At 62.5% G+C, this 14,207-nt stretch carries 5 protein-coding genes; 2 read left to right on the forward strand and 3 right to left on the reverse strand.

Annotation, left to right across the window (positions count from 1 at the left end):
- Positions 1 to 4: 4 nt before the first annotated feature.
- The 3 genes from IAE34_RS19975 to IAE34_RS19985 form a co-directional block, all read right to left on the reverse strand.
- Positions 5 to 7,651, reverse strand: a complete 7,647-nt coding sequence (locus IAE34_RS19975; protein ID WP_200140673.1) for an RHS repeat-associated core domain-containing protein — start codon at positions 7,649 to 7,651, stop codon at positions 5 to 7.
- A gap of 207 nt (positions 7,652 to 7,858) precedes the next feature.
- Complete coding sequence (locus tag IAE34_RS19980) at positions 7,859 to 9,157, reverse strand: ATP-binding protein (RefSeq protein WP_200140674.1); 1,299 nt, start codon at positions 9,155 to 9,157, stop codon at positions 7,859 to 7,861.
- 6 nt (positions 9,158 to 9,163) lie between these two features.
- A complete protein-coding gene (locus IAE34_RS19985; RefSeq protein ID WP_200140675.1) occupies positions 9,164 to 9,865 on the reverse strand; it encodes a response regulator transcription factor in 702 nt (233 codons plus the stop codon).
- 178 nt (positions 9,866 to 10,043) lie between these two features.
- On the opposite strand from IAE34_RS19985, the gene IAE34_RS19990 reads away from it, so the two are divergent.
- Together IAE34_RS19990 and IAE34_RS19995 are read left to right on the forward strand one after the other, a co-directional pair.
- On the forward strand, positions 10,044 to 11,213 hold the full coding sequence (locus tag IAE34_RS19990; RefSeq protein WP_200140676.1) for an efflux RND transporter periplasmic adaptor subunit: 1,170 nt from the start codon (positions 10,044 to 10,046) through the stop codon (positions 11,211 to 11,213).
- Between the two features lie 11 nt (positions 11,214 to 11,224).
- A partial coding sequence (locus tag IAE34_RS19995; protein ID WP_200140677.1) for a multidrug efflux RND transporter permease subunit occupies positions 11,225 to 14,207 on the forward strand: 2,983 nt, incomplete at its 3' end.

Below are 14,207 nucleotides of genomic sequence, written 5' to 3' on the forward strand. Positions count from 1 at the left end.
GATGTCAGTCGGAACCCGGCGCGATCGAGGCAGGGGATCTTGCGCCAGAGTACTCTCGTCCCTTCTGCCCATCCCTGACATCGATGCGGAATTTGGCCATCCGTCCTTTCAGGCTCGTATCGCCGCCAATTTTCTTGTCCTCAGGCAGCACCAGGTCCGCCCCATCGAGCAGATCGTCCAAGTCTCCATAGAGGTCGGCTGCCTGGTACACCAACCTTCCGGCACGCGTACCGATATCTATGGACCACAGATAATCAGCCTTCCAGCCACGCGTGATCTCATATTGATCAGCCAGCGAGAAATCGCCAACGCTGGATCCCAAGGAAGTAGAGTTCACGCGCGCGCCCATCCCGCGATAAGTCTTGGGCACAACGTTGAACCCTCTCATCCTCGGCTCGCCCAAGGTATCGAATCCGTAATTCCGAGAAAGCACCTTGGGGATGTCCGGTGCGGTATGCCACGTCCGCCGACCCGCCCTGAAACCTCTGAGACGGGTCATGCGAAACGCCTCGCGGCCCCTTGCCAGGGTTAGCCCGACTCTGCGTGCGATACGCACTCCAAACAGCGCCGAAGCCCGCAGCCCCTTGCCCAACAGCTTGACGATGCCCATCGGATTACCGATCGAGAGGACTCCGGTGACACCCGAGGCTATACCCAGTTTGCGAGCAATGTCGGGGTGAGAGTCTTCGAGCATCACCGAAGCGACCTCCAGACCGAACGATACAAGATTCAGCGTCACCAGCGCTGCGATGACCCAGGCCGACGTGGCTCCGCCACTCAGGACAACGCTGGCGACACCGACGAACGTCAGGAGTGCTGACATCGCCAATCCTCGCCATCTGGATCCAACCGGCATGGGCTGAACATCACTCAGAAATTGCTCCAGCGAGTCGATCGTCCGCGCCTGACCCCAGCGGCTCATCATGATTGCGCCGGAAGGGTCGTGCCAATTCACCGGATCCGGACAATGGACATAGTCGTTGAGGCCCCCTTCTCCGAACGGGCTCAGCCAGTCGGGTTGCAGATAACGGCACAGGGTCGGGTCATAGCAGCGATAGCCATTGCCGCTGTGGTAATGACCTGTGACGGGGTCACGGCGCATGCCGTTGTAGCCGATGGTGGGTGCTTCGGCGTCAGGAGCCTCGCCAAAAGGCAACAGTGCGTGGACGGTCAGGGTGTCGCCCATGACCTCCCCTACCACGCCGCTCTGTGGATCGTCGATCAACCAGCGCACACTGGCATTCTCATAGGTCGCCAAACCCTTGCTGAAGCTGAGCGCACGACCTGGCTTGCCCGACTTGTCATACCAGATCTCACCGATCAACTCGTCGCCGTCGTACCGCAACTCCCGGGTGCTCTGGTCGTCTGCCACGTACTGAGCGACCAGGCGCTCATGGCCGTCGTAGTCGTACCGGGTCAATACCGTCTGCTGACTATCGCAGATCTGCTTCAACCTGCCGTCGGGGGTATAGCCCAGTGTTCGACCCTCCGCGTCGGTGGTCATGTATCCGTTGCTGTCCCAGGCAAGCGATCGCGTGTCAGCGTCGCGCTGCACCACCGTGAGCCGCGTAGGGTCCTTGTCTGCATAGCTGAAGCCGACAGTGGAGGTGGTGTCGTTGGAATAGGTGGTGATGCATTGAGTCATGTTGCTCAGCGCGTCCCAGGCGAACGCTTGCAGTTTGACAGGCTGACCAGTGGTGTCGCGGGGCAGATGCTGGGAGGCCCCAGCGGTGCACGAATAGCGTTCGAGCCTGTCCAGAGCGTCGTATTCGTACGCCTCGGTGCGTAGCACCTGCTGCCAGGTTCCACTTTGCTTGGTTTTCAGCATCCCTGCGCTGTTCCAGGTGAAACGCTGCTCGAACGTCATGCTGTCGTTGCGCTTGAAGGTCCGCCAGGTCTCTTGATCGAATGCATCGAATTGGCTGCAGACCTGCCACTGGCCACCACCGCGCAGCGCGTGTACATGCCGCGAGATGAGGTTACCGAATTCGTCGTGGATGAACCGTACCTCCTCGTGATCTTTGCAGGTACGCAATGGTCGTCCCCAGCGATCGTCGAAACGCCGAAGCATGTGACCGTCCGCCAGCCGCACCGCCACCGTCGTGCCACGTAGCGATTGCCACTGCAACCGACTGACAGTGCCGCGGGGTCCGCGCTCTTCGACGTGGTGGGCACCCGGCAGTTTTGCGGCGCAAATGGTCTGGCTCCACTCTTCAGCCGAGCTCGCCTCGGCAGTCGTTTCGCTCGCTTGGGCCTTGGACGTCCCCGACGCGGAGGGCGCTTGCGTGCCTGTAGTCGCCTGCGGCTTGACGCTCGAGCCGGTGGCGAACACGACTTTCTCACGATCGAGAGTCAGCTGTGCGAGAGACAGGTCGCTCGCCTGGTAGGTCATTGCCTCACCCGATTGCGCGAAGGACAGCAGGGTCTGGTCTGGCAACGTCACCTGGTCGTGCCCAAGTGCGTAACGCCGCGTACCCACGGTTCTGGCCGTCAATGTGGAGGGGAGGTCCAGTTCCTGCGTCGCAATCACGACCGAATCGACCTTCAGCTCCACCACCTGGGTACTGAAGCCCTTGTAACTGCGCTCGATGACGCTGCCGTCCGATCGTGTCATCTTGGTGACGCGCCCGAGCGCATCACGCAGTAGAGTGGTCTTGCTCGACACACCATCGAGCGTGCGTTGCAGTGCGACGAGGTTCCCGTTGCCGTCATACTGGCGCTGAATCTGCGTGTAGACTCGGCCCTGGGCGTCCTCCTGAATGTCAGAACGCTGAAAACCGCCATCCTGCAATTGCTCGGTGCGCTGGCGATGGCGAGCCCGCAGCTGCTCACCCAGCCCATATTCGACGGTGGTCTCTGAACCCTCGATCTGTCTGTTCCAAGGGGTGTTGCCAGGCGCCTCGCTTTCGGTAGTCGAGGTCAAGATCGCCTGTCCACCGGGGAGGTAGTCCCAGGACGAACCCCACCACATCTGCGCGGGTTCGAGTCCCACGAACTGCCGCTCGGAAATCGGCACAAAAGACGCCTTGTCATGGGGTCGCCACTGAGTCGACACCGTGCGACCCAGACCATCCTTGTGGTTGCGCACCTGTCCTGCGTCGTGCTGAGTCACGGTCTCCAGCCTGCTATCGCTGGAGTAGAGGATCGACAGGACATGCTCAGGCTTCTGGGCCTTCTTGTCCGCCTTCGTGCCCGCAAGCAGGCGGTAGCGCTTGCGTTCGACGATGCGTGCGAGCGCATCGTACTGCCAATGTTCGTCGATGCCATCTTGAAGCCTTTGCAGGCATCGGTGAGTCAAGCGCGATCGTACTTCCTCCTTCACCACTGCAGTCCCCGCCACCGTGGTGACCTTGACCCACAGGTGGATTCCGGCGGCATTCGGATTGTCCTCGAACGACTGAACGGTGACGATACTCATGACGTCCTCGCCGAGCGAGGTCTTCTGCTCATCGGTGATCGACCAGACTTTGACTTTGCAGTCTGGTTTTTCGGTCTTGTTGGAGACCGGACTTGTACTGGTACTGCTACAGCGTACCAGCGCCGGCTTGTCCTCATCGACAAGGCTGAATGCAGTAGTGGCGTCGAGCAGATCAGCGTTGAGCGTGGCACTGACCCCTTCGATCACCACCTTGTGAGCGATTTCCAGCACGTCCCGCTCATTGCGCTTGACGCTGCGGTATCCGTAAAGAGTGAGGCTCAGGGGATTACCGAAGGGGTCGCATTGATACTCAGCCATCAGAGGCGATGGCACATCCGGCGGAATATCAGGGCATTCCAGGGTCGGAAGATTGCTTACCAACGGACATACGACGCTATTGGCGCCCTTCACGTAATACGCGCGGTAGGCCCGACAGCCATCCGTGTCCTTGAGAAAGATGACTTGATCCTGTTCGTTGCACTTGCAACTCTGGCTCAGGGTGGCGATCTCGGTGTCTTTATCGGTAACCTGTACGTGGCTCGCGGCACGCTTTTCAGCGTGAACGGGCAAATTCAGACGCTGCACGAAACTCAGTATCGGGGCGCTGAAACGATAGCGCCGGAAAAAATCATCCCAGTCCATGCTGCGCATGGCCGTGAGCAAGGCTTCATCTTGCGCAGCAGCGGCCAGGGCTGTCCGCTGTCGCAGCGGATCGATCGTGCACGATGCCAATAGCGTCACAACCTTCTGGCTCAGCGCCTCGAACGTGAGGTCGTGATGTTTCATGGCGTGTTTCACGATCTTGACCAGGTCAGCTTCGACTTGCATGTCAGGCGGCGTGCTGGATTGAGTGGAATCCTCGCCAGCCGTGGCTTCCAAAAGGTCATCGAATTCATCCGCGCCATCGATGAGTTCATCCAAGGTGTACCCTTCACTTTTGTCGCCCGCCGTGGATGGCACGGTGTTCGAACACTCCGTCAGGAACGCGTGCACCCGTTCGCCCACGCGTTCTTGCACCTCACCTATGTAGAACGCAGGATATTTGATCAGACTTCGTCCCTGCGCCTCCGTGAACACCGTGATCATTGCCTCTGAAGCGTCGCCATAAGCGACCTGGCGGCCTGCCCTGTCGAAGACATGGAAGTCGGCCGAAGAGTCCCCGCCGCTCCACTTGGTCACACCACAAGCGAAGTATTCATCTCTGAGATAGCTGCCTTTCCACGTGTAGTCACTCACTACGCTCTGCTGATCCCGATCCACAATGATCACGTGCTGTTGCACGGCGGGCAGTGCGGGACGCTTATCGGAAAATGTAAAGGCTTCAGGTGTATACCTGACGAACTCCGAGGATCCGTCCAGCTCTCTGACCTGATTGAGCACCCGATCCAGAGTCGGGTCGGCGCAGTAGCCATACTGCGCCTCATGCAGCAGAGCGCTGGTGTCGTTGCCCTGGAAACGCTGGACTTTCTGTAGCAGATAGTTGGCCAGTTCGAGCTTGACGGTGCAGCGTTCTGCTGCGCTGGACTTCCAGATGTCGAACGTGGCTTCGGTGGCGGTGTACGTGGCCTCGAAGAGGGATGTCGTGCCACTTGTGATTGTCTGCAGAAGAAACTGGCCCTGTTGCCGCTTCCATGTCAGTGTCAACACCTTGCCGTGAATCGACACGATGCGCGAAGGAAGTAGCTGGACGAAAGGCCGTTCGTAATACGCGATTCGCTGGTCCAGCTCTTGCACTCTGTCCTCCCACGCACTGACCGCCGCGTTCCAGTCCAACGTCGCGGCGCCATAGTAACCCACGGTCCAGATGGCCAGCAGCGCCTGTTGCTGGAAGCCTTCGGGCTTGGCCGGATACTCAGGTTTCGACTTGGCTTTGATGGCCCGCAGCAGTCGCAGGATCTCCTGACGAAGCGCATCATTGGGTTCTTGCTCGTCGCTGCCCTCGGCATTGGGCTTGCTAAGGATCTCCTGACGACCACTGGGCAGGTTCAGGGTGACTTCACTGTAGTCGGCATTACTGCGGATCACGCACTGGCTTTTGGTGAGAGGCTGGCCTTTGGCCAGATCGCTCCATTCAGATTCCGTAAAATCGACCTGGACGCCATCGGCCATGATCAGGCGACGATCACGATGCTCGAGGCTGGCAAAGCGCCAGGCCCAACCATCACCCAGACCCGCTTCGTTGCCGCGCAACGCCGAGTAGTGCATCGTCAGATCGCAGACCGGCCCAAGACCCTCCAGCCCGTGCAAGGTCGCGACGGGGTAATGCGCGTGGAACAAGCCTGTACGGCGGTCGACTCCGGTTTCACTCTGTCCACTGACATCGAATACTTCAGACCGGAACGTATTGCCGTAGTCTTCACACAGCGCGCTACTTGGAATGTACGCCGCAGGTGCTGCCGGCGGGGTGAAAGACACATTCTGGACGCCCTGCCAGAACAAGCCTTCGGTGAAGACGCCCGCATATCCGATCACCAGTTCGGTTGCATCGCACGCCGATTCTGGATAATCCAGAAGAATCTCATACACGCTGTTCTTGATCCTGCCCCGCCAGACGATTCGCTCAGCGGACACCTCGACAGGCACCTGCGTGTTCTCCACGTCGTAGCTCAACATGCCATCGCGCGCTTCGGCGCGCGCGCAGTCTGCAATGCTATAGCCTTTGCCGATTGCCGCCTGGCTCAGCCGAAACTCGAGATCTCCCATCAGCCAGCCCACCACGACGCACGCGCGTCGACGGCTGAACTGGGTTTTCATGTTGAGCACTGCGTTCACCAGGCGGGTCGGCGCAGGCTGGTTAGGCAGGTCATCGATCGGCAGCAGATAGTCTGCGTAGCGACTGGATTTCCATCGCTTGGCGTCGCCGACATTGTGCACGTCTGGGATCACCTCTGCGAACCGTGACGACCAGATGCGCAGCGCGCCGGATGCCGTGGCGGTGCGATCGAGCTGGCCATTGGCATCTTCATGACCCACCCGTATCAATGGCCATTGCAGGCCATTCATGTAGCCTTGCAACGCGTCCAGCCAGCCATCCTGATCCTCGGCAGCCGTCACGGCTGATTCTGGAATGAAAACGTCCAGGTGCATCAGCTTCTGGTTGGCACAATGGCGTACCGTGAGCATGACGGCATCGCTGGTATCGCCCCAGGCTTCGTCCAGCCTGGGACCCGGTAGCCAGTTTTCCGCATCGGGCAATGAGGTGCAGATCCGTATACCCTCGCCACGGTGCCACAGTGTCGCTTGAGTGCTGCCGCTGGCGACCTCCATGCTTCCAGGCGTTGAGCTTTCTCCCACATGCAGCCACTGCCCCACGGATGAATCCCTGACGGCCTCGGCCCATGCACTCGGCCATTGATCCGCTGGCCTTTGCTCGAGCGCTGGTGTCCAGACGAATTGATCGAGCAGGCGATGCGAAAAAGCGTCGTATACCTGAACCGTGATCGACTCACCCTCAGCGAGAGGGTCAGTGGCATTGAACGCTCGCGCCGCCCACCAGTGACACTCGTTCAACGTCAAGCAGAGTTCGGCGCACTGGGGTACCCAGAACGCATTGGCGGTCGCAGCGGGTGTCACGGTGCAGGCAGCGTCCAGTACGCCGGCTCGGATCAGGTGGCTGTTCAGGTTCACCTGTTTGCACAGCGCCTCGGACCATGCCTGGCCTGTCTGGGCGTCCTCAGGGGTGAAGAAATGCTGCTCGTAAAGATGCTGAGTCGTCAGATCACGGACCTGAAGCGACAGGGTCTGGCCGGAACCCAGTTGGAACGCGTCGTTGCACGCTAGCGCCTGAACCAGGTTGCCGGCGAAGGGCGCAGTGGTGAACGAGCGGAACTTGGCATGATTCCAAAGCCGCAGCGCATCGCCTTGGGCTGCGAAGGCGCCGTCTTGCCACTGACCGGCCGTCATGGACAGCCCACTTGCGGCGATGCTGGCAGCGAACGCCTCCGGCCACTGGGCAACCGATAACGCATTATCCTCAGGGGTGAAGCGCCATTCGGTCATTTCACCGTCCATCAGGTTCACCAGCAACGCACTGAGGGTTTCACCCTCGAGCAGATCACGCCCGCCCTGGATGGGACAGCGACTGGACCAGCCGGTCTCGACACTCCCCGCCCGCTGCCAGGTGAAGCCACTCATATCAGGGAGCAGTCCTGCAGGCTGGTTGGTCATCACATAGGGGACAGCCTGTGACGCGGTCTCGACGGGGGTATGCGGTTTTTTGCTAGCACCTGCCATGGTGGATCTCCGGACGGTTTGGTCATGGAGTCCGGCGCAGGGACAAAGCGGCCGGACGGCGTTGAGCCATTCGAAGATGTCCAGCCAGAACGCACAACTGACAAAAGTATCAGTGCAATCACCTCAGGCCCGCCCATCGGACTTCACCGTCCATTTACCTCCAGGACCACAGGCCTGCGCATCCGGGCTTTGGTGCGAATCGAGCCTCTACCTAGGTGGCAGGCGGATCTCGAACCGAGCGCCTCCAAGCGTCGACTGGGTCACGCTCAGCGTTCCACCCTGTCCTTCGATCGCCCGGCGACTGATCGCCAAGCCCAGCCCGAAGCCACCCGTACTCCGATCACGGCTGCGATCCAGGCGATAAAACGGCTGGAAAATGCGTTCGCGCTCCTCGGGCGGAATACCGATGCCATCGTCCTCGACTCTCACCACGCAACTGCCGTCGTCCTCGAGCGCGAGGCCGACCAGCAGCCGTCGATCACAGTAGCGCATGGCATTGCGTACCAGGTTCTGCACGGCGCGGGCGGTCAGTCGCGGGTCGAGCACGAAGCGCGGCAGCGCGTCGTCGGCTCGCACCTCCCACTGGATCTCCCGGCTGTCGAGCTCTTCGGCGAAACCGCCCAGCACGCTGTCGACCAGCTCGAGCAACGAGACCTCGACCCGCTCACGCACCTGTTCGGCATTTTGCAGGCGGCTGTAGGACAGCAGCTCGAGCACCAGTTCGTCCAGCTCGCGTACGTGCCCGACCAGCTCCAGCAGGCGTTTGCGGCTGGCCGGCGGCACTTCGTCGAACAGCAGCACCAGGCCGAAATCGAGCCGGGTCAGGGGCGTGCGCAGCTCATGGGACACGGCGTCGAGCAGTTCGCGCTGCTGCCGGACCTGGCGCTCGAGTTCGTCGGCCATGGTATCGAAGACGCCCGCCAGCTCGCCGATGTTCGAGCGTGGCGAAATCTGCGTGCGTTCGGACATCTCGCCACGCCCCAAGCGCCTGGCAGTTTCCTTCAGGCGTTCGAGGTCACGCCAGTGGGGCCAGACCCACAGCAGCAGACATCCCAGCAAGGCCGCGCCGATCAGTACAGTGACGCCCCATGACAGCACGTTGATGTCCAACGGATCCGGGGGCGAGGTCAGTCGCACGACCCACGTCTTGTCCAGCGGCGCCATGATCACCTGGTAATAGCCCCAGTCGGCCATTCGCACGACATGCTGGCCATGCTCCAGTCGCGCGCGCTCGCCAGGCTTGAGGTGGGCGCTGTCCATGCGCAGCAGTTGCACCTGCAGGGGGTCGAAGGCCGCAGCCAGTTCCCGTTCGACCGCCGGCCATTGCGCCGGGGGTGCCTTCTCGAACTGGCGGACGATCAGCGATTGAATGCCGCGGGTCTGGTCGAGGTTGTAGGCCATGAAGCGGTCGTGGAAGGCGCCGACGATCGCGTCGGGAATCAGCAGCAGCGCACCGGCGTAAGTGACGATGATCAACAGGTACAGGCGTACCAGGAACTTGAGCATGGTCGGTCAGCACTCCCACTCGACCCGACTGAACAGGTAACCCTTGCCCCACACGGTCTTGATCTTGCGCGCTTCCCCTGCGTGATCGTCGAACTTGCGCCGCAACTTGGAGATCGCCACGTCGACCGAGCGATCGGTGCCGTTGAACTCGATGCCGCGCAGCTGTTGCAGGATGCGATCGCGGCTCAGCACCTCTCCGGCATTGCGGGCAAGGACCACCAACAGGTTGTATTCGCTGCTGGACAGCTCGACCTCGACGCCTCGCCAGCTGACCAGGCGCTCGGCCAGGTCGATGCTCAGACCGCCGATCTCGATCAGTTCATGGTCCAGCCGAGGCTCGCCGACGCTGCTGCGGCGTAACAGGGTGCGCACACGCGCCAGCAGCACGCGGGGTTCGCAAGGCTTGTTGACGTAGTCGTCGGCGCCCATCTCCAGCCCCAGCACCTGGTCGTGGCTGTCGTCACGGGCCGTGAGCATGAGGATGGGCAGGGTCTGCGAGGCCTGGCGCAGCAGACGGCAGACTTGCAGTCCATCCAGGCCTGGCAGCATCAGGTCGAGGATCACCAGGTCGGGACGCTGACGGCGGAACTCATCCAGCACATGGTCGCCGCGGGCGATGACGTGCACATGGAAATCATTGCGTTGCAAGTAGCTGGCGATCAGCTCCGACAATGCGCTGTCGTCTTCGACCAGGAGAATGTTCGGCATGGGCGCTCGATGACCACGAAAAAGTAAAGGACCGAAGCGGTCAGTCGTCGCAGAATATAGAATCCTACAGTGACCACGGCATGATCCTTACACTTTTTCACACACCCCCTACACAGCTTTACAGCCCGCCCAGTGATGGCTGCCGTAGCATAGCCACCGTCCTAACTGGAAGAATTCTATGTCTATTCCCTTCTTCAAGCGCCGCCTGGCGCTTCTGGCCGTGCTGGGCATCGCTCTGGCCGGGTGCGACGGCGCCAGCGAGCAGCCAGCCGAGGCACCGGCCCCACAGGTACGGGTCGAGACCGTCCAGGCCCAGAGCCTGGCCATCAGCACGGAACTGAGCGGGCGCCTGCTCGCGCCACGCACCGCGCAAGTGCGCGCACGCGTGGCCGGCGTGGTGCTCAAGCGGGTCTATCGCGAGGGCAGTGACGTCAAGCAGGGCGACGTGCTGTTCCTGATCGACCCGGCGCCGTTCAAGGCGGACCAGAACAGTGCGCGCGCCACCCTCGCCCGCGCCGAAGCGACCCTCTACCAGTCGCGACTGCAAGAGCAGCGCTATCGCCAGTTGGTGGATGAGAACGCCGTCAGCCGTCAGGACTACGACAACGCCCGCGCCGCGTTTCTGCAGGCCGGTGCACAGGTGGCCGAGGCCAAGGCCGCACTGGACCGCGCGCAGCTGAACCTGGGCTATGCCACGGTGACCGCGCCGATTTCCGGGCGCATCGGCCGGGCGCTGGTGACCGAGGGTGCGCTGGTCGGACAAGGCGAAACCACGGAGATGGCGGTCATCCAGCAGCTGGACCCCATCCACGCCGACGTGACCCAGTCGACCCGCGACCTCACCGCCTTGCGCCGCGCCCTGCGTGCCGGCCAATTGCAGCAGGTGGGGCCGGATCAGGCCAGCGTGACCTTGATCCAGGACGACGGCAGCGCTTACGCGCGGGCGGGCACCTTGCTGTTCTCGGATATCAGCGTGGACCCGAGCACCAATCAGATCACCCTGCGCAGCGAATTCCCCAATCCCGACCTCGACCTGCTGCCAGGCAGCTACGTGCGGGTGCGCCTGGAGCAGGCTGTGCAGCCCAAGGGCATCAGCGTGCCGCAGCGGGCGATCCTGCGCGACAGCGCCGGAGTACCCAAGGTGCTGGTGGTGGGCGATCAGCAGCGCATCGAGGAGCGCCAGGTGGTGCTGGGTACGGCCCAGGGCGACCGCTGGGTCGTCAACGAGGGGCTCAGGGCCGGCGAACGCGTGGTGGTCGAAGGGCTGCAGCACATCAAGGCCGGCGATCAGGTCCAGGTGCAGACCGATCAGAGCACCCCACCCATCGCCAAGCACACCGGCCAGTGAGGTCCTGACCCATGCCGCAGTTTTTCATTGATCGCCCGATTTTCGCCTGGGTGGTCGCGCTGTTCATCCTGCTGGCGGGCGCGCTGGCCATCCCTCAGTTGCCGGTGGCCCAGTATCCCGACGTTGCCCCGCCCCAGGTGGAAATCTATGCCGTGTACCCTGGCGCCTCGGCGCAGACCATGGACGAGAGTGTCGTCAGCATCATCGAGCAGGAGCTCAACGGCGCCGACAACCTGCTGTACTTCCAGTCCCAGAGCAGCCTGGGCAATGCCACCATCACCGCCACGTTCGAGCCGGGCACCGTGCCGGACCTGGCCCAGGTGGATGTGCAGAACCGCCTGAAAGTGGTCGAGTCGCGCCTGCCCCGCCCGGTGACGCAGCAAGGCCTGCAGGTCGAGAAGGTGTCCACCGGTTTCCTGCAACTGGTCACCCTGACCTCCGAAGACGGCGGGTACGACGAGATCGCCCTCAGCGATCTGCTGGCGCGCAACGTGATGAACGAAATTCGTCGCGTCAAGGGTGTCGGCAAGGCGCAGCTGTATGGCTCGGAGCGGGCCATGCGGATCTGGATCGACCCGGCCAAGCTGGTCGGTTTCGCGCTGACACCGCAGGACGTGTCCCAGGCCATCGCCGCACAGAACGCACAGGTCGCGCCCGGCAGCATCGGCGACCTGCCCACCCGGCCGACCCAGGAGATCACCGCCAATGTCGTGGTCAAGGGCCAGCTGAGCAGCCCCGAGGAATTCGCCGCCATCGTCCTGCGGGCCAATGCCGATGGCTCGGTGGTGACGGTCGGTGATATCGCCCGGGTGGAGATCGGCGCCCAGGAGTACCAGTACGGCACGCGCCTGAACGGCAAGGCCACCAGCGCGTTCAGCATCAAGCTGTCTCCAGGCGCCAACGCCATGGAAACCGCCACCTTGGTGCGCCAGAAGATGGATGAGCTGTCGCGCTTCTTCCCTGCCGGCGTCAAGTACGACATCCCCTACGACACCTCGCCCTTCGTCAAGGTCTCGATCAAGCAGGTGATCAGCACGCTGTTCGAAGCGATGCTCTTGGTGTTCGCGGTGATGTTCCTGTTCCTGCAGAACATCCGCTATACCCTGATCCCCACCCTGGTGGTACCGGTGGCGCTGATGGGCACTTTTGCCGTAATGCTGGCAATGGGCTTCTCGGTGAACGTGCTCACGCTGTTCGGCATGGTGCTGGCCATCGGTATCCTGGTCGACGATGCCATCGTCGTGGTGGAGAACGTCGAGCGGATCATGGCCGAGGAAGGCCTCGGGCCCAAGCAAGCGACGCGCAAGGCCATGGGTCAGATCAGTGGCGCGATCATCGGCATCACCCTGGTGCTGGTGGCGGTATTCCTGCCCATGGCGTTCATGAAGGGATCGGTGGGCGTGATCTACAAGCAGTTCTCGCTGTCGATGGCGGGGTCGATCCTGTTCTCCGCGTTCCTGGCACTGAGCCTCACCCCGGCCCTGTGCGCCACCCTGCTCAAGCCGATCGAGAACGGCCAGCATGCGCCCAAGGGCTTCTTCGGCTGGTTCAACCGCCGCTTCGAGCGCATGAGCGACGGCTATCAACGCTGGGTGTCCCACGCCCTCGCCCGCAGCGGTCGCTACCTGGTGGTCTACGGCGTGCTGGTAGCCGTGCTGGTCTATGGTTTCAGCCAACTGCCCAGTGCGTTTCTGCCGACCGAGGACCAGGGCTATACCATCACCGACATCCAGCTGCCGCCCGGTGCCAGCCGGATGCGCACCGAGCAGGTCGCCGCACAGATCGAGGCGCACAATGCCCAGGAGCCTGGAGTGGGCAACACCACTTTGATCCTGGGCTTCAGCTTCTCGGGTACGGGGCAGAACGCCGCGCTGGCCTTCACCACCCTCAAGGATTGGTCGCAGCGCAGCGACGACGACAGCGCGCAGTCCATCGCCGAACGCGCCACCGTGGCGTTCTCCGCACTCAAGGACGCCATCGCATATTCGGTACTGCCGCCGCCGGTGGACGGCCTGGGCGAATCCACAGGCTTCGAGTTTCGCCTTCAGGACCGTGGCGGCATGGGCTATGCCGGGCTCATGGCGGCCCGTGACGAGTTGCTGGCCAACGCGCGCCAGAGCAAGATCCTGAGCAACGTGCGCGAAGCGTCGCTGGCCGAGAGTCCGCAGGTGGAGCTTGAGGTGGATCGCCGCCAGGCCAACGCCCTGGGCGTGTCGTTCGCCGATATCGGTGCGGTGCTCGACACCTCGGTAGGTTCGAACTATGTCAACGACTTCCCCAACCAGGGGCGTATGCAGCGCGTGGTGGTGCAGGCCGAAGGCGATCAGCGCAGCCAGGTCGAGGACCTGCTCAAGATCCATGTGCGCAACGCCAGCGGCAAGATGGTGCCGCTGGGCGCGTTCGTGCAAGCCAGGTGGCTCAGCGGGCCGGTGCAGTTGACCCGTTACAACGGCTACCCGGCGGTGTCGATCTCCGGAGAGCCTGCAGCCGGTCACAGTTCCGGCGAAGCCATGGCGGAAATTCAACGGATCGTCGATGCACTACCTGCCGGCAGCGCACTGGAGTGGACCGGTCTGTCGCTGCAGGAGCGCTTGTCCGGCAGCCAGGCACCGATGCTGCTGGCGCTGTCGTTGCTGGTGGTGTTCCTGTGCTTGGCAGCGCTCTACGAGAGCTGGTCGATACCCACCGCCGTGCTGCTGGTCGTGCCGCTGGGCGTGCTGGGCGCGGTGCTGGCGGTGACCCTGCGCGGTATGCCGAACGACGTGTTCTTCAAGGTCGGACTGATCACCCTGATCGGCTTGTCGGCGAAGAACGCTATCCTGATCATCGAGTTCGCCAAGAGCCTGGTCGATCAGGGGGTCGATGTTGCCGAGGCGGCGATGCAGGCCGCGCGGCTGCGCCTGCGGCCCATCATCATGACCTCGCTGGCGTTCATCCTCGGCGTGGTGGCGCGGGGGGGCGGGCGCGGGGGCCCGCCCGGGCCGCGGGCGGGGC

Origin of the sequence: Pseudomonas sp. S30 (genome assembly GCF_016518545.1) — a bacterium.
GTDB lineage: Bacteria > Pseudomonadota > Gammaproteobacteria > Pseudomonadales > Pseudomonadaceae > Aquipseudomonas.